The following is a 16,740-nucleotide window of genomic DNA, read 5'->3' as shown; positions in this document are numbered from 1 at the left end:
CATGAGCCCCCGCCTCCCGCTGATCGCCGCTGGCCTCGCCGCCCTGCTCACCGGCTGCGCCCACGCTCCGCCCCCCGGCGGGGCCTCGGGCGTGGGCCGCGACGACCCTCCCGCCGCCCGCTGCGAGCTGGTGCGCACGCTCGTCCAGGACCCGGTGCCCGCGCGCCTCGTCGAAGAGCTCAAGCCCGCCAACGGCGCCGCGCCGGTGATGGTGTTCCTGCGCGAGGGGGGGCTGCTGCAGCGCTTCTTCGCCGAGGGCGAGGTGTGCACGGACGGGCGCTTCGCCGTGCAGCGCGAGAGCAACGTGGACGCGCTGGTGCTCTACCTCGAGCCCACGCAGGACGGCGGCTACACCTACGAGGCGCGCCGCTCCAGCCCGGATGCCCTGGTGCTGGACGGGCCTCCCACCGGTCACGTGAGCCGCACCCACGCCGGCTGGGTCACTGCCGATGTGCCCTAGCGCCGGCGCCTAGAGTCCCATCAGCTCGCGCGCGCCGTCCGCCATGAACTGCACGGCGATGGCGGCGAGGATGAGCCCCATCACGCGCTCGAGGATGGCCACGCCGGACTGGCCCAGCACCCGCTGCACCAGCCCCGCGGCGCGCAGGATGACGTAGGCCGAGAGGAAGGTGAGCACCACCGCGAGCAGCACCGGGATGGCGCTCGCCAGCGTGCGGCCCTTGGCCATCAGCACCATCACGGTGGCGATGGCGCCCGGCCCCGCGAGCAGCGGCATCGCCAGCGGCACGATCGCGATGTCCTCCTTGCCGGCGCCCGCGAGCGTCTCGCCCGGCGTGGTGCGCGTCTCGGAGGTGCGCGCGCGCAGCATGTCCAGCGCGGTGATGAGCAGCAGGATGCCGCCGGCCACGCGGAAGGCCCCGAGCGACACCGAGAAGACCTTGAAGATGATGCCGCCGAAGAGGGCGAAGAAGAGGATCAGCCCGCCGGCCACCAGGCACGCGCGCGCCGCCGTGCGGCGGATCTTCTCGCGCGGGTCGTTCGCCGTCATCGCGAGGAACAGCGGCACCACGCCGATGGGGTCCACGACGAAGAACACCGCCGAGAGCGAGACCAGGAAGAGGGAGACGTACTCGGACATGGAGCTCACACCGTCAGGCGCAGCTTCCACACCATGGTCAGCGCCTCGAGGAAGATGCGCCGGCTCATCTTCGACTTCCCGACCCGCCGGTCCTCGAACACGATCGGCACCTCCTGCACCCGGAAGCCCTTGCGCAGCGTGCGGTACGTGAGCTCGATCTGGAAGCCGTACCCGCTGCTGCCCACCGCATCCAGGTCCAGCGCCTCGAGCACCCGCCGCGAGAAGCACTTGAAGCCGCCCGTGAGGTCGCGCACCCGCACGCCGAGGATGGAGCGCGCGTAGAGCGAGCCGCCGCGGCTGAGCAGCTTGCGGCCCACGCCCCAGTTCACCGTGCCGCCCCCCGGCACGTAGCGGCTGCCCAGCACCAGGTCCGCGCCCGCCATCGCCGTGTCCAGCAGCGTGGGCAGGTAGCGCGGGTCGTGGCTGAAGTCCGCATCCATCTCGATGACGTACGCGTACGGCTCGGCGAGCGCCCAGCGGAACGCGTGGAGGTAGGCCCGGCCCAGCCCCTGCTTCTTCTCGCGGTGCAGCACGCGCACGCGCGGCAGCTCCGCGGCGAGCGCGTCCGCCACCTGCCCGGTGCCGTCCGGCGAGTTGTCGTCCACCACGAGGATGTCCACGCGAGGGTCCGCGGCGAGCACGGCTCTCACGATCGGCTCCAGGTTCTCGCGCTCGTTGTAGGTGGGGATGCAGACCAGGGCAGGATTCATCGACGTCCGGACATAGCAGAAGCGGGCCGCCCCGCTCTTCCTATTCTGGCAGCGCGGCGGGCGCCGGAGGCAGCAGCTCCAGCACCGCGTCGGCCGCCCGGTGCGCGGCGCCCACGCTGCCCAGCGTGCCCCGCACCTCGGCGAGCCCCTGCAGCATCTGCTCGCGCGGCGCGCCCGGCATCCACACCTGCCGCACCTCGCCCGCGATGCGCTCGGGCGTCATGTCCCCCTGCAGCAGCTCCGGCACCAGCCGCCGGCCGGCCAGCAGGTTCACCAGCGCCACGTGCGCGACCTTGAGCAGCATGCGCCCCACCCAGTAGGTGATGAGCGACACGCGGTAGACCACCACCAGCGGCCGCTGCATCAGGCCCGCCTCGAGCACCGCGGTGCCCGAGGCCACGATTGCCGCGTCGCTCGCGCCCACCACCTCCGGCGCCCGGCCCTCCACCAGCACCGGGGTCACGCCGCTGCCCTCGAAGCGCTGGAGGATCTCCTCGCGCGCCACGGTGGGTGCCACCGGCACCACCACCTGCAGCCCGGGTCGCTCCTGAACCAGCGTGCGCGCCGCACCCACCATGGCCGGCAGGATGCGGCGGATCTCGCTCATCCGGCTGCCGGGCAGCAGGGCGAGCGTGGGCGCCTGGGTCAGGCCCAACCGCTCGCGGAACTCGCCGGCGCTCGCCGGCGCCGGCACCTGCTCGAGCACGGGGCTGCCCACGTACCGCGCGCTCACTCCGGCCTCCCGGTAGAAGGCCTCCTCGAAGGGGAGGATGCAGAGCATCCGGTCGACCAGGCGGGCGATCGTCTTCACGCGCCCCCGGCGCCAGGCCCAGATCATCGGGGACACGTAGTAGACGACCGGAATCCCGAGGGCCTTCAGCTTCGCCGCGAGCCGCAGGTTGAAGTCCGGGATGTCCACGAGGATGGCGCAGGCGGGACGGCGCTCGGCCGCCGCCTCGGCGAGCCCGCGCATCACCTGCAGGATGCGGGGGATCTTCGGCAGCACCTCGGTGATACCCATCACCGACACCTCGTGCGCCCCGTAGAGCAGCTCCACGCCGCGCGCCCCGAGTCGGGAACCACCCATGCCGAAGAAGGTCAGCTCGGGGCGCCGTTCCTGCAGCGCGGCCACCAGCTCGGCAGCGTGGGCGTCACCGGAGGCCTCGCCGCACACGACGAGGATCTGAGAGGGAGCAGCCATGAGAGGGCCGGCATGGTAACTGAATGCTGCGCTGCAACGACGCCCAAACAGCGTCTACACTCCGATGCTCCCCGTGAAGTCTTCATGAAGCTGCTGATCGCCGAGCACCACCGCCCCACGCTGGAGCACCTCATCGGACTGCTGTCCCAGGCGGGGCACTCCGTGCGCGGCGTGGGCGAGCCGGGCGCCGCGCTCGAGCACTTCGTCGCCGAGAACCCCGACGCCGTCGTCGTCGCGGTGGACTTCCCGCGCCTGCAGGGGGCGCACCTCGGGCCGCTCCTGCGCGCGAGCGAGCAGGGCGCGCGCGTGCCGCTGCTCGTCATCGACAAGGGGCACCTCGGCAAGGCCCGCGGCGTCGCCGCCGTGCTCGACCTCAAGGCCAACGGCTACCTCGCGGACCCGCTGCGCCCCGGCGAGCTGGTGGCCAAGCTCGAGTCGCTCGTCACCACGGCCCGCGCGAGCCAGGGCGCGCCTGCGCGCGGCGCGCTCGCCACGCTGGGGCGGCCCCCGGTGGCCTCGGGCGAGCTCAAGGGCTTCCCGCTGCCGGCGCTGCTGCACTCCACCTACCGCCTGCGCCGCGACGGCATCCTCGCCGTGGCGCGCGGGGACCTCTCGCGCCGCATCTACTTCGCCCACGGCAGCCCGGTGGGCTACGAGTCCACCGCACGCCAGGACGCGCTTCCGCGCTTCCTCGTCGAGCGCGGCAAGCTCACCGAGGCGCAGGGAGACCGGCTCACGCAGGCGCTCGCCTCGGGCCTGCGGGTGGGCGCGGCGCTCGCCGAGGCCGGCGTGGAGGCCGCCGGCGAGGTGCTGCTGCACTTGCTGCGCGACTACACCCGCGACCGCGTGGCCCAGGTGCTGGGCATGCGCGAGGGCCGCTACGCCTTCTACGCCGGCGACGAGTTCCTCGCGGACGTGGCCCGCGTGGAGCTGCCCGCGCTCGCCCCCCTCCTCGACGGTGCGCGCCGCGCCTTCCCCGTCCGCACGCTCGCCGCCTCCCTGCGCCCGCACCTCGCGGAGTTCCCGGTGCGCACGGCCGCCTTCGGCGCGGACCTGACGGCGCTCGCGCTGGACACGGATGACCTCAAGGTCGCGATGCAGTTCAACGGCCGCATCGCGCTGCGTGACCTGCTGGCGCACGGGCGCGGTGACCTGCGCCGCGGCTACTCGCTGCTGTGGCTGCTGAAGCTCACCGGCGGCGTGCGCTTCTCGCGCGAGCCGGTGACCGAGGGCCCTTCCACGATGGGGCCGGTGGGCGCGGACATCATCGCGCCCCGGCGCCGCAAGCCGCTGCCCGCGGACACTGCCGCGTCGCTGCGCGAGGCCGCGGTGCGCATCATCACCGGCAGCTACTTCCACGGCCTCGGGCTGGACATCACCGCGGACACCGAGGACGTGGAGCGCGCCTACCACGAGGTCGCCGCGCGCTTCCATCCGGACTCCTACCCCGAGCACGACACCTCGGAGCTGCAGGACCTGCTCGACAGCGTGCAGGACCGCCTCGCGGCCTCCTACCGGGTCCTCTCGGTGGAGGAGAAGCGCAAGGCCTACCTGCAGTATCTCTTCTCCCGGCTGGACGTGGGGCGCGTCACCGCGGTGAACGTGGACGCGGAGATCTTGCTTCGCAAGGGAGAGGCCGCCCTCAAGCGCCGCGACCCGCGCTCGGCGCGCCAGCTCTTCGAGGAGGCCGTGGCGCTCAACCCGCGCGAGCCCGAGTACTACTCGCACCTCGCCTGGGCCACGTACCTCGCCGGTGAGGGCGCGCGCGAGGAGCGCGCCCGCTCTGCCCAGCGCGTGCTCAAGCGCGCGCTCGCACTCAACCCCTACCTCGAGCGCGCGCACATCATCTCGGCCATCGTGGACACGGACGGCGGCGAGGCCTCGAGCGCGCGGCGCAAGCTGCTCAAGGTGCTCGAGCTCAACCCGTATTCGCAGCTGGCCAAGGCGGCCCTGCGCAAGATAGGTCGGTAGGGTGCTCCAGACCTACCTGAGGCTCGCGCGCTTCGGCCGCCCCCACCTGGGGCTGCTCGCGCTCGCCTTTCTCTTCATGGGCATCCTCGGGCTCGCCACCGGGGCCTACGCGTACCTGATGGGCCCGGCCCTGCGCTTCCTGCTCTCGGGAGGGGAGGGCGGCTTCGGCGGCACCCACCACGTGCCCTGGCTCTCGAGCCTCAGCCGCGAGCAGGCCCTGTGGGGCATGCCCTTCGCCGTCATCGTGCTCGCGCTGATCAAGGGCGCGAGCTACCTCGGGCAGTTCTACTTCGCGGGCCTCTTCGGCCAGCGCGTGGTGATGGACCTGCGGCGCGAGCTCTTCGTGCACCTCACCGCGCTCTCGCCCACGCAGCTCTCTCGCGAGCGCGCGGGGGATCTGCTCAGCCACTTCTCCGCGGACGCGCAGGCGGTGGAGACCGCCGCCACCCTCACCGTCGCCTCGTACATCCGCGACTCCCTCCAGGTCCTGGTGCTCTCCGCGGTGGCGCTCAGCCTCAGCCCGGGCCTGGGCCTGGTGATGCTCTGCGTGCTGCCGGTCGCGCTGCTGCCGGCCTCGCGCTTCACCCGCGCGGTGCTCAAGGGCACGCGCGAGGGCCAGGCCCAGCTCGGCCTGCTCGCGGGCCAGCTGCACGAGGGGCTCGGGGGCCTGCGCACCATCCAGGCCTTCAACGGGCAGGAGGCGGAGCTCGCGCGCTTCAACGCCCACGCGCGCGCCCACGAGGAGGCGGTGGTACGCGCGGCCTGGGCGCGCGCCGCGGTGCCCGGGGTGATGGAGATCATCGCCGCCGCCGCGCTCGCTGGCGCGCTCACCTGGGCGGCGCTCACCCGCGCGCTGCCCCCCGAGAACCTGCTCTCCTTCCTCACCGCGCTGGTGCTCGTGTACCAGCCGATGAAGGCGCTGGGCCGGGTCACGCAGTACGGTGTGGTGGCGGGCGTGGCCGGCGAGCGGCTCTTCGCGCTCTTCGACCGCCGCCACCCCGTCCAGGATGCTGCGGGCGCCACGCAGGCGCCTGCGCTCTCGCAGGGCGTTCGCCTGGAGCAGGTGCACTTCGCCTACGGCCCGCGCCGCGCGCTGGAGGGGTTGGACCTCGAGCTGCCGCTCGGCAAGGTGAGCGCCCTGGTGGGCCCCAGCGGCGGTGGCAAGAGCACGGTGACGTCGCTGCTGCTGCGCTTCGAGCGCCCGCAGGAGGGCCGGCTGCTGCTGGACGGCGTGGACGCGGAGCGCTACCGCGCGGCGAGCGTGCGGGCGCAGTTCTCGCTCGTCACCCAGGAGCCGCTGCTCTTCTCGGGCTCGGTGCTGGAGAACCTGCGCTTCGCGCACCCCACGGCGAGCCTCGAGGAGGTGGTCGCCGCAGCGCGCGTGGCGAACGCCGACGGCTTCATCCGCGCGCTGCCGCAGGGCTACGACACGCCGGTGGGCGAGCGCGGGGTGACCTTGAGCGGGGGCCAGCGCCAGCGCCTGTGCATCGCGCGCGCGGTGCTCTCGCGCGCCCCGGTGCTGCTGCTGGACGAGGCGACGAGCAGCCTGGACCCGGAGAGCGAGCGCGAGGTGCAGGCGGCGCTCGCCGAGGTGCTCCCGGGACGCACCGCGCTGGTCATCGCCCACCGGCTGGACACCGTGGTCCACGCGGACGTCATCCACGTGGTGGAGGCCGGCCGCATCGTCGAGTCCGGCACGCACGCGCAGCTGCTCGCCGCGGGCCGGCGCTACGCGCAGCTCTGGCGCCTGCAGCACGGAGAGGTGGAGGGCAGCGCCGCGTGAGGCCCGCGGCGCTCGCCATCCGCCTGCTGAGGGCCCTCGCCGGCCTGGTGCTGCTCCTGCTCGGGTACGTGGGCCTGTTCAGCCTGCGCGCGAGCGCCGTGGACTATCCGGTCCTGGCCCCCGCTGGGCCCTCCGGCGCGTGGGTGCGCGGGGCCTACCACGTCCACACGCTGCGCTCCGACGGCCGCGGCACGCTGCAGGAGGTGGTCGCTGCTTCGAAGCGCGCGGGGCTCGGCTTCGTCGTCGTGACGGACCACAACGACTTCGCGCCCGCTGCACCCGCGTATGTCGACGGCGTGCTGGTGGTCCCCGGCGTCGAGCTCTCCACGCCCAGCGGCCACCTCGTCGCGCTCGGCGCCCCGCATCCGCTCGATGCCTCGGCGCGCGAGGGCGGCATCGACGCGGTCCGCGCCGCGGGCGCCCTGGCCTTCCTCGCGCACCCGGTGCAGCGCAAGAACCCGTGGCGCGACTGGGAGGGGGCGCCGCGTGCGACGGGGCTCGAGCTGTACAGCGCGGACTCGCTCTTCCGCGAGGCGCTCGCCGAGCCCTTCGCGCGCCTCCTGCCCGCGGCGGGCGCCTTCCTCGCCAACCCCGAGCACGGCCTGCTCCTGCTCGCGCACGAGGACTCGCCCGCACTCCCGCGGCTGCTCGGGCTCGCGGCGCGTGGGCCGCAGGTCGCACTCTGCGCCCACGACGCCCACGGCCTTCCTCCCTACGCGGACGTCTTCCGCACCTTCGCGCTCTACGTCCCCGCGCCCGGGGGCCAGCTGCCCGCGGACCCCGCGCTCGCGGCCTCGCAGGTCGTGCAGGCGCTCGGCTCTGGCCGCGCGCTGTGTGCGTTCCGCGCGCTGGGCGAGCCCCCCGACTTCGCGCTCGAGGGGCTCGCTGCCTCGGGTCCCGGGGCCCGCCGCGCGCACGCAGGCGACGTGCTGCGCGTGCGCCTGCCCCCGCTGCCGCCCGAGCAGGTGCGCGTGCGGGTGTGGGGGCAGGGGAGGCTCCTGGCGGACGGCCGCAGCGTGCAGCTCAGCGGCCCCGGCGCGGTGCAGGTGGAGGTCTGGGTGCTCGGCCCCGGACGGCTGTGGGGACGCGAGTGGCGCCCGTGGCTCGTCCCCAGCCCCGTGCAGGTGCTGCCGCGCGCCGCGGGCATCTGATAGAGCAGCCCCAACCCCGCCCGCGCCATGCGCCTCCTCTACGTCCTCGCCAGCTACGTGCTCTTCGCGCTGCTCTTCCCGGTGCTCTCGCTGCACCGCAAGACGCGCAACGGCCTGCTGCAGCGCCTCGGCTTCTACCCGGCGGGCATCGTCCCGGCGGGAAGCGGGCCCACGCTCTGGCTGCACGGCGCGAGCGCGGGAGACCTGCTCGCGCTCTCCCCGATGTTCGCTCCGCTGCGCGCCCGCTTCCCCGGCTGCCGCATCGTGCTCTCCACGACCACGAACTCGGGCTACATGATGGCGCGCGAGCGGCTCGCGAAGCAGATCGACGTGGTGGTGTACGCGCCCTACGATCTCTGGGGCGCGACGCGCCGGGCCGTCCGGGCGCTGCGCCCGGACCTGCTCGTGCTCGAGTACACCGAGATCTGGCCCAACCTGATCCGCGCCGTGAAGCGCTCCGGGGCGCGCGTGGCGCTCACCAACGGGCGCTTCAGCCCCGCGCACCTGGGCCGCTACCGCACGCTCTTCTCGCTCATCGGCAACCCGCTGCGGGAGATCGACCTCTTCCTCATGCGCGAGGACGACGAGGCCGAGCGCGTCCTGCGACTCGGCGCCCCACTCGAGCGCGTCTGGGTGACGGGCAACACCAAGTTCGACGCGCTCACCGTGCCGAACGTGGCCGCGGCCGACGAGAGCCTGCGGCGCTCGCTCGGCCTCCCCGATGAGGCGCGCGTGCTCATCGCGGGGAGCACCCACGAGGGCGAGGAGGAGCACGTCCTCGAGGTCTACCGCCGCCTCCGGGCGCAGCACCCGGACCTGCGGCTCGTCATTGCGCCGCGCTACATCGACCGCGCCGGACGCATCCTCGCGCTCGCGCAGGAGGCGGGGCTGACGGCGGGCCTTCGCTCGCAGGAGAACCGGCAGGGCGCGCCCGTGGTGGTGCTGGACACCATCGGCGAGCTCAGCCGCGCGTACCGGCTCGCCACGCTGGTCTTCGTGGGCGGCTCCTTCACCCTGCGCGGAGGCCAGAACATCCTGGAGCCTGCGGCCCAGGGCCGCCCCGTGCTCTTCGGGCCGCACATGGAGAACTTCCACGACAGCGTGCAGGTGCTCGTGGGGCGCGGAGGCATCCAGGTGAACGACCCGGATCACCTCTACCGCGTCATCGCCGAGCTGCTTGGCCGTCCGGACACCATCGCCTCGCTCGGCGAGCTCGCGCAGAGCGCCGTGCGACAGGTCTCCGGCGCGAGCGCGCGCAACGTGGACCACATGGACCGCCTGCTCACCGGAGGCCGGCGCGAGGACCGCAGCGCGAGCCCTCGCCCCGCGGTGGGCCCGTGAGCGCGCCCCGTCCGCTCGTGGTGCACCCGCACTTCCATCCGCGCCGCACGGGCGTGACGCGCCACGTGGAGATGGTGGTGCCTGCGCTCGCCGAGCACCAGGAGACGCGCACCCTGGGCCGCACGCTGGAGCCGGGGCTGCCCACCATCGGCTGGCGCGAGCTCTGGCGGCGGGCGGGACAGGAGCCGGTCATCTGGCACGCGCACCGCAACAACGAGCTGCTCTGGGGCCTGGCGCTCAAGGCGCTGGGGCGGCGCGTGCGCGTGGTGTTCACCCGGCACTCCGCGCGGCCCGGGCGCTTCACCCGCCTCATCGCCCGCGGCGCGGACCGCGTCGTCGCGCTCACGGCGCCCATGGCGGCCGAGCTGCACCTGCCGGCGGACGTGGTGGGCCACGGCATCGACCTCTCGCGCTTCGTGCCGCCGCAGGATCGGGACGAGGCCTGGCGCGCCCTGGAGGTGGGAGGCCGCTGGGGCATCGGGGTCATCGGCCGCGTGCGTCCCGCGAAGGGGCAGGGGGACTTCGTCGCGGCGCTCGCGCCGCTGCTTGCCGCGCATCCCGAGTGGCGCGCCGTGCTGGTGGGGGCGGTCAAGCCGCCCGAGCAGGGCTTCGCGGAGGCGCTGCGCGCGCAGGGCGGCAGTGGGCTCGCGCTGCTCGGCGAGCGCTCGGACGTCGAGCGCTGGTACCGCGGCCTCACGGTGATGGTGCAGCCCTCGCACACCGAGGGCTACTCGATGGTCCTCCTCGAGGCCATGGCCTCCGGCTGCTGCGTGGTGGCGGCACGGCTGCCCTACTCGGAGGACGCCATCGTGCACGGCGAGACGGGCTTCCTCTATCCACCGGGAGATGTCCCGGCGCTCCGCTCGCTCCTCGCCTCCCTGCTCGCAGACCCCGCACGCGCCCGCGCGATGGGGGCCGCCGCCGCTGCCGCTGCGCGCACCCGCTTCGGCGTGAGCCACGAGGCGCAGGCACTCACCCGGGTCTACGCGTCACTCGACCGCTGATGCGCATCCTCCACCTGCTCGCCAGCCCCTTCTTCAGCGGCCCCGCCGAGAACGTGGCGCTGCTCGCGCGGGCGCAGGCGCAGCTCGGCCACGAGGTGCACATCGCCGTCGACCGCAAGCGCGAGTCCACCCTCGCGGAGGAGCCCATCGCGCCGCGCCTGCGCGAGTGGGGCCTGCTGGACGAGGGAGGCCTGGAGCTGTCGGTGAAGTCCACGCCCTGGGCCGTGCTGCGCGACCTGCGCCGGCTGCGCACGCGCCCCCTGGACGTGGTGCACGCGCACTTCACGCACGATCACCTCCTGGCTCGGTGGGGCCGGCCCCCGGGCAGCGTGCTCGTGCGCTCGGTGCACGCGCCGCGCAGCCTGCGGCGAAGCCTTCCGCATGCGGACGCGTACACCGTGTTCAGCGGCCAGGACCGCACACGCCTCGCAGGGCACGCCGTGCTCCAGCTCCCGGCGCTGGTGGACGAGCGCTTCACGCCGGCGCCCGACGTCGGCGCCCTGCGCGCGGCGCTCGGCCTGCGCGGCGCGCCGCTGATCGGCATGGTGTCCACCTTCCAGCCCTCGCGCCGCCACGGCCTCGGGCTGGACGCCTTCGCCCGCCTCCACCCGAAGCGTCCCGGGGCGCACCTGGTGCTCGTGGGAGATGGCGCACTCGAGGGCGCCCTGCGTGCGCAGGTGCAGGCGCTCGAGCTGGGACACGCCGTGACCTTCGCGGGGTATCGCTCGGGCGCCGAGTTCGTCCGCTGGCTCCAGGCGCTGGACGAGGTGTGGCTCCTCGGGCTCGGCAATGACTGGAGCGCGAGGGCTGCCGCACAGGCACGCGCCTGTGGGGTGCGCGTGGTGGCCGTGGCGGAGGGCGCGCTCCCGTCGCTCGCCGACGCGCTCGTCAGCGACCCGACGCCAGACGCGGTCGTCGCGGCATCGCTCTCGGGCACGCGCTCACCCCGGTCGCTGCCCACGCACCGCGAGGTGGCCGAGGCCACGCTCGCCCTCTACGACGCCGCGCGGAGTCGACGATGAGCGAGCCCACCATCCTCGAGCGCGTCTTCTACCCTGGGGGCGTCGAGCCCTGGTCCAGGCGCGCACTGCTCGCTCCGCTCACCGGTCTCTCGTGGGCGTTCGGCGCGGGCGTGTGGGCGCGCGGGGCGCTCTACACGGGAGGGGTCTTGCGCCCGGAGCGCGTGGAGGGCGTGCGCGTCGTCTCGGTGGGCAACCTCCACGTGGGTGGGACGGGGAAGACGCCCGCGGTGCTGCACCTGGCCCAGCAGCTCATTGCCGCCGGCCGGCGCGTGGGCGTGCTGAGCCGTGGCTACGGCCGCACGGCGAAGCGGCCCTACGCCTTCCAGGGCCGCGCACTGCTGCCCTCGCCAGAGGAGGTCGGGGACGAGCCGCTGCTCATCGCGAAGCGCTGCCCCGAGGCCTGGGTCTTCGTCGGCCCGGACCGCCGCGCGCTGGCGCGGCAGGCGCGCGACGAGCACGGCCTGGACACGCTGCTGCTCGACGACGGCTTCCAGCACCGCAAGCTCGCGCGCGACGAGGACCTGGTGGTGCTCGACGCGAGCGCAGGGCTGGGCAATGGCCACCTGCTGCCGCGCGGGCCGCTGCGAGAGCCCCCCTCTGCGCTGCACCGGGCCACGCTCTTCTGGGTTCGCGAAGGTGCAGGCCCTGCGGCGCCGCTGCCCGCGCTGCCAGGGCCGGTGGTTCGCGTGCGCTATGCGCCGAGCGCCTGGATCGAACCCTCCGGCGCGGCACTGCCTCCCGCGGCACTCCAGGGTGCCCCGGTGCTCGCGCTCGCCGGCCTCGCGCGGCCCGCGGGCTTCCTCGCCACCTTGCGCTCGCTGGGCACGGACCTGCGCGGCACGGCGCTGTTCCCCGATCACCACCGCTTCAGCGCCGCGGAGCTGCGCGAGGTCAGCGCGAAGGCCGAGCAGCTGGGCGCACGGGTGGTCACGACGGAGAAGGACGCGGTGCGGCTGCCTCCGTCCTTCGCCTGTTGGCAGGTGCGCCTCGAGGTGCAGGTGATGGAGGGGGAGGCCCACCTCCGGCGCGCCCTCGGGCTCTCGTCCAGCCTCGGCTGACTTGTGGGCCCTCCTGCCCTGTGGGACAAACCGGCCGTCCCATGCGCGCCGCCTCTCCGCCTCGCAAGCCGCCCGAGCTCTCGCGTCTGCCCCGCCTCTTCCCTCGCCGCCGCGTGCTCGTGGTCGGCGACCTGGTCGCGGACCACTACATCTACGGCCAGACGGACCGCGTGAGCCGCGAGGCACCGGTGCTGATCGTCCGCTACGAGTCCGCCGAGGTGAAGCTCGGCGGCGGAGCGAACGTGGCGGCGAACCTGCGCAGCCTGGAGGGCGAGGTCCGCGCGCTCGGCGCCCTCGGGGACGATGAGATGGGGCGGGAGCTGCGGCAGCAGTTCCGCTCGCGCGGCATCGCGCTCAGCGCGGTGGGCGGCCCGGGCGTGGAGACCGAGACCAAGACGCGCATCCTCGCGGGAGGTGTGAGCACGACGCGCCAGCAGATGCTGCGGCTGGACCGCAGCCGGCGCACGTCCTTGCCGCCGCGGGCGCGGCGCGAGCTCGCGCGGCAGCTGGTGCGCGCCGCGCGCGATGCGGATGCCATCGTCGTGAGCGACTACGGGGCAGGGGTGGTGGGCGACGAGGTACGAGCGTCGCTGCGCGCACTCGCCGCGGAGGGGATGCCGGTCTGCGTCGACTCCCGCTATGCGCTCGCCTCGTTCACGGGCGTCACGGTCTGCAAGCCCAACGAGCCCGAGCTGGAGAGCCTCGCCGGCCGCCCGGTGCGCACCGAGGCAGAGCTGCTGGACGCGGGGCACGCCGCCCTGCGGCGTCTCCAGTGCCAGGCGCTCCTCGTCACCCGGGGCCGCCACGGCATGGTGCTCTTCGATGCGAAGGGGGGCGTGGAGCGCATCCCCGTCCACGGGATGAAGGAGGCAGTGGACGTGACCGGAGCGGGGGACACGGTCATCGCGAGCTTCGCGCTGGGGCTCGCGGCGGGCGGCACCTTCCTGGAGGCGGCGCGCCTCGCGAACGTCGCGGGGGCACTCGTCGTGCAGAAGCAGGGGACGGCCACGGTCTCGCGCGAGGAGCTGCAGGCGGAGCTGCGGGGGCGCGGATGAGGACACTGGACAAGCTGCAGTCCCTCGAGGCCCTCGCGGAGCAGCGCGAGCGCTGGCGGCGCGAAGGCCGGACCGTGGCGCTGGCCAACGGCGTCTTCGACCTGCTGCACGTGGGGCACGTGCGCTACCTCGAGGGCGCGCGGGCGCTGGCGGATGTCCTGGTGGTGGCGGTGAACTCGGACGCCTCCACCCGCGCGTACAAGGGCCCGGGTCGGCCCATCATCCCGGAGAACGAGCGGGCGGAGCTGGTGGCCGCGCTGGCCTGCACCGATGCCGTCCTCGTCTTCGACGAGCCCAACGTCCGCGGCATCATCCGCGCGCTGCGCCCGGACGTGCACGTGAAGGGGACGGACTACACCCCGGACACCATCCCCGAGGCCGACGAGGTGTGCGCCTACGGGGGCCGCACCGCCGTCTCGGGAGACCCGAAGGACCACAGCACCACGGCCCTGGCGGCCCGGCTCAAACCCTGAGGCCTGCCCCTGGAGCCCGCATGAAGCTCGAAGAGGCAGTGCTCGCCCTGCTCGCGTGTCCGCGGTGCAAGGGACCGCTCACACACGGGAGCGACGGTGCCGTGCTCGTCTGTGCGGCGTGTCGCCTCGCGTACCCGGTGGAGGGCGGCGTCCCGGACCTGCTCCCGGAGAGCGCGCGGCCGCTTGACCTGGCCGCCAAAAGCCCCTAGCAACCCGGCAATGTTGAGGAGCATGACGGGGTTCGGCGCGGGACGCGCCCGGGTAGGTGACGAGGAGCTCAGCGTCGAGCTGCGCTCCCTCAACCACAAGTTCTGCGAGGTGAAGGCACGCCTGCCGCGCGAGCTGGCCACGCTGGAGCCGGCGCTCGTGAAGCAGGTGAAGGACCGGCTCGCCCGAGGCTCCGTGGAGCTGCTCGTGCGCCGCCAGTCGCCGACGGCCACAGGCACGGTGCCCACCATCGACCTCGGGCTCGCCCGCGAGTACGCACGCGCGTTTCGGGAGCTCTCCAGCTCGCTCGGCCTCTCGGGCGAGCTGAGCCTCTCGCAGCTCGTGAACCAGCCGGGCGTCGTGCGCCTCGAGGAGCGCGGAGCGAACGTCGAGGAGGCCGCCACAGCCTGTCAGGCCGCACTGGGCCAGGCGCTGAGCGCGCTCGAGGAGATGCGGCGCGTGGAGGGCGAGGCCATCCGGGCCGATCTCGAGTCGCGCCTCTCCCTCATCTCCGGCTGGGCCTCGGAGGTCGCGCAGCTCGCCCCGCGCTCCGTGGACGACTACCGCCGCCGCCTCGAGGAGCGGGTGGCCGAGCTCTCGCGGGGGATGACGGTCGACCCCCAGCGCCTCGCGCAGGAGGTCGCGGTCTTCGCCGAGCGCACCGACATCGCGGAGGAGATGACCCGACTCTCGAGCCACCTCGAGCAGTTCCGGGCGCTCATCCAGAGCAGCGAGCCCTCGGGGCGCCGCATGGACTTCCTCGTGCAGGAGATGCACCGGGAGGTGAACACCACGGGCTCCAAGAGCCAGCACGCCGAGATCTCGAACCGGGTCGTCTCGATGAAGGCCGAGGTCGAGCGCATCCGCGAGCAGGTTCAGAACGTCGAATGAGCGAATCCACTCTGCATCCCGGTCTCCTGCTCGTCCTCTCCGCGCCGTCCGGAGCGGGGAAGACGACGCTCGCTCGCAAGCTCCTCTCGGAGCTGCCCGGGGGCGTGTTCTCGGTGAGCTACACCACGCGCCGCCCCCGTGGGCAGGAGCGCGACGGAGTGGACTACCACTTCGTCGACGTGGAGCGCTTCCAGCGCCTGATCGAGCAGGGCGGCTTCGTGGAGTGGGCCGAGGTCCACGGGCACTTCTACGGCAGCCCTCAGTCGGTTGTGGACGAGGCGAAGGCGAAGCACGGCGTCGCCGTCTTCGACATCGACGTGCAGGGAGGGCAGGCGATCAAGCGCAAGCACCCCGATGCCCTCCTCGTGTTCATCCTGCCCCCTTCGATGGAGGAGCTGGAGCGCAGGCTCCGCGACCGGAACACCGACTCGGACGAGACCATCCGCCGCCGGATGCTGGCCGCGCGCGCAGAGATGGAGCGGGGTGCCGCCTCCTACGACTTCATCATCGTGAACGACGACTTCGAGCGTGCGTACTCCGACCTCCGCTCAGTGGTGGCCGCCGAGCGGTGCCGCCGCGGACGTGTCGATCTCTCGCGCCTGAAGCTCGAGGCCTCGCTGACGTCGGAGCCCGCGAAGGGCAGGGAATGACCAGCCGGGGGCAGACCGTTTTGACCCCTACCGGGCGCACCTCGCGTGGAGCCCGGGAGCCGTGACGCCGAGAGGCATCGGCGGGTGTTGAACAAAGTTCTTGCGGCGCGCGGAGGTTTGACGCATAAGCCGCCCCACCGACGGCAACGCGGCGCACAACGGTGCTCGCAAGCGGGTGAAAGCCCGCAGGCTCGAGGAAACCTCACAAGGGTTTGATGAAAACGGCGCGAAAGCGCTGCTGCTCTTTTATTTCATCAATAGAGACCGAACGAGCTGCGGCAGCCTCTCCCTCGGGAGCGGAGGCCGCAAAGAAGGATCGCAGCACGGAGAGACCCATCGGCTTTATGCGGTGGACCCGAAGCGTCCCTCGGCTCGGCATGAAGCGCGTTGACTGGCAGGTCCCTGGCGGACGGTGGCGGGACGGTGGATGGAGCTGCTCCTCGGGAGCAGAGCAGGGTGGTTGAGCGCAGAGGGCCGAGAGTGAGGATCGACTCGAACTCCGTGGCAGCGAAGCAACCGCATCACACCCTCAGAACGGACGTCCCCGCCCAGGCGAGGACCTCGAAATAGGGGGAAGCAGAGCGCGGTTGACACGAAACGCGGCCAGGACGTAGAAGCCGCGCCCCGCCCCGGAAGGATCGGCCGAGATGTCGGCGGCCAGGACGAATGGACGGCGAAGTCGATGTTGACGCCGAGAGCGTCGAAGGGGTAGTTACGGCGCCCCGCTCGAGAGGGTCGAGACCATGGCAGGACGAAGGGGTCTTCGAGCCGAAATAGAGCGAAGACGAGCAGCGGTTGACAGCAGGCGCGGCGACGAAGTAGAAGCCGCGCCCCGCCGACCGGAAGCACCAGCGGGCAGCAAGCCGCTGGATGACGAGGCGGTTGACGAGTGAGGGCGCAGCGGGTTAGAAGCCGCGCCCCGCCGCCGAGAAGCAGACGCCGAAGTCGGGCGCGCGCCGGCGGGAAGCAGACGAAGCGGTGAGTGGTTGACACCGAACGCGGCGCTGAAGTAGAAGCCGCGCCCCGCCCGAAAGCGGGCGGCAGGGACGGGCGGGCAGGACGGGCGGAGTGGTTGACAGGCGAAAGCGCCAGGGTTAGAAGCATCGCCCCCCTCGCACTGGCGA

16 protein-coding genes are annotated in these 16,740 nt (G+C 73.3%); 13 read left to right on the top strand and 3 right to left on the bottom strand.

Annotated features, from left to right (window positions below):
• Nucleotide 1: 1 nt before the first annotated feature.
• On the top strand, nt 2-460 hold the full coding sequence (locus tag FGE12_RS28190) for a hypothetical protein (RefSeq protein ID WP_153869742.1): 459 nt from the start codon (nt 2-4) through the stop codon (nt 458-460).
• 9 nt (nt 461-469) lie between these two features.
• Here FGE12_RS28190 and FGE12_RS28185 read toward each other — a convergent pair whose 3' ends face one another.
• The 3 genes from FGE12_RS28185 to lpxB are packed head-to-tail and all read right to left on the bottom strand — an operon-like array spanning nt 470 to nt 3,010.
• On the bottom strand, nt 470-1,099 hold the full coding sequence (locus FGE12_RS28185) for a MarC family protein (RefSeq protein WP_153869741.1): 630 nt from the start codon (nt 1,097-1,099) through the stop codon (nt 470-472).
• A gap of 5 nt (nt 1,100-1,104) precedes the next feature.
• Nucleotides 1,105-1,809, bottom strand: a complete 705-nt coding sequence (locus FGE12_RS28180) for a polyprenol monophosphomannose synthase (protein WP_153869740.1) — start codon at nt 1,807-1,809, stop codon at nt 1,105-1,107.
• Between the two features lie 40 nt (nt 1,810-1,849).
• A complete protein-coding gene (lpxB, locus tag FGE12_RS28175) occupies nt 1,850-3,010 on the bottom strand; it encodes a lipid-A-disaccharide synthase (protein ID WP_153869739.1) in 1,161 nt (386 codons plus the stop codon).
• Between the two features lie 84 nt (nt 3,011-3,094).
• Here lpxB and FGE12_RS28170 point away from each other — a divergent pair, with 84 nt between their 5' ends.
• Genes FGE12_RS28170 through gmk form a run of 12 tightly spaced genes read left to right on the top strand, consistent with a single transcriptional unit; the run spans nt 3,095 to nt 15,616 of the window.
• A complete protein-coding gene (locus tag FGE12_RS28170) occupies nt 3,095-4,981 on the top strand; it encodes a DUF4388 domain-containing protein (RefSeq protein WP_153869738.1) in 1,887 nt (628 codons plus the stop codon).
• Between the two features lies 1 nt (nt 4,982).
• A complete protein-coding gene (locus FGE12_RS28165; protein WP_370459181.1) occupies nt 4,983-6,764 on the top strand; it encodes an ABC transporter ATP-binding protein in 1,782 nt (593 codons plus the stop codon).
• Nucleotides 6,761-7,915, top strand: coding sequence for a PHP domain-containing protein (locus tag FGE12_RS28160; protein WP_370459180.1), 1,155 nt, complete (start codon nt 6,761-6,763; stop codon nt 7,913-7,915). Before FGE12_RS28165 ends, FGE12_RS28160 begins: the two co-directional genes overlap by 4 nt.
• Before the next feature lie 27 nt (nt 7,916-7,942).
• The gene (locus tag FGE12_RS28155) at nt 7,943-9,256 is read left to right on the top strand and encodes a 3-deoxy-D-manno-octulosonic acid transferase (protein ID WP_153869737.1); all 1,314 of its coding nucleotides are present in this window, start codon (nt 7,943-7,945) and stop codon (nt 9,254-9,256) included.
• The gene (locus FGE12_RS28150; RefSeq protein ID WP_370459179.1) at nt 9,253-10,260 is read left to right on the top strand and encodes a glycosyltransferase family 4 protein; all 1,008 of its coding nucleotides are present in this window, start codon (nt 9,253-9,255) and stop codon (nt 10,258-10,260) included. Before FGE12_RS28155 ends, FGE12_RS28150 begins: the two co-directional genes overlap by 4 nt.
• Nucleotides 10,260-11,282, top strand: a complete 1,023-nt coding sequence (locus tag FGE12_RS28145) for a glycosyltransferase (protein ID WP_153869736.1) — start codon at nt 10,260-10,262, stop codon at nt 11,280-11,282. The genes FGE12_RS28150 and FGE12_RS28145 overlap by 1 nt, the downstream gene beginning before the upstream one ends.
• Complete coding sequence (gene lpxK, locus FGE12_RS28140) at nt 11,279-12,340, top strand: tetraacyldisaccharide 4'-kinase (protein WP_153869735.1); 1,062 nt, start codon at nt 11,279-11,281, stop codon at nt 12,338-12,340. The genes FGE12_RS28145 and lpxK overlap by 4 nt, the downstream gene beginning before the upstream one ends.
• A 41-nt stretch (nt 12,341-12,381) precedes the next feature.
• Entirely contained in the window at nt 12,382-13,395 is a 1,014-nt protein-coding gene (locus FGE12_RS28135; protein ID WP_153869734.1) for a bifunctional heptose 7-phosphate kinase/heptose 1-phosphate adenyltransferase, read from the top strand.
• Entirely contained in the window at nt 13,392-13,868 is a 477-nt protein-coding gene (locus tag FGE12_RS28130; protein ID WP_153869733.1) for an adenylyltransferase/cytidyltransferase family protein, read from the top strand. The genes FGE12_RS28135 and FGE12_RS28130 overlap by 4 nt, the downstream gene beginning before the upstream one ends.
• 20 nt (nt 13,869-13,888) lie before the next feature.
• Nucleotides 13,889-14,077 (top strand): Trm112 family protein, encoded by a 189-nt coding sequence (locus FGE12_RS28125; protein ID WP_153869732.1) that lies wholly within the window; start codon nt 13,889-13,891, stop codon nt 14,075-14,077.
• Between the two features lie 10 nt (nt 14,078-14,087).
• Nucleotides 14,088-14,966 carry a YicC/YloC family endoribonuclease gene (locus FGE12_RS28120; RefSeq protein ID WP_153869731.1) on the top strand — a complete coding sequence of 293 codons (879 nt, stop codon included), beginning with the start codon at nt 14,088-14,090 and terminating at the stop codon, nt 14,964-14,966.
• Nucleotides 14,963-15,616 carry a guanylate kinase gene (gene gmk / locus FGE12_RS28115; protein WP_153869730.1) on the top strand — a complete coding sequence of 218 codons (654 nt, stop codon included), beginning with the start codon at nt 14,963-14,965 and terminating at the stop codon, nt 15,614-15,616. The genes FGE12_RS28120 and gmk overlap by 4 nt, the downstream gene beginning before the upstream one ends.
• The last annotated feature ends 1,124 nt before the right edge of the window (nt 15,617-16,740 follow it).

It is taken from the genome of Aggregicoccus sp. 17bor-14 (genome assembly GCF_009659535.1).
Lineage (GTDB): Bacteria > Myxococcota > Myxococcia > Myxococcales > Myxococcaceae > Aggregicoccus.
Note: the sequence above shows the minus strand (reverse complement) of the source record. Positions and strands in the feature narration are given on the sequence as shown.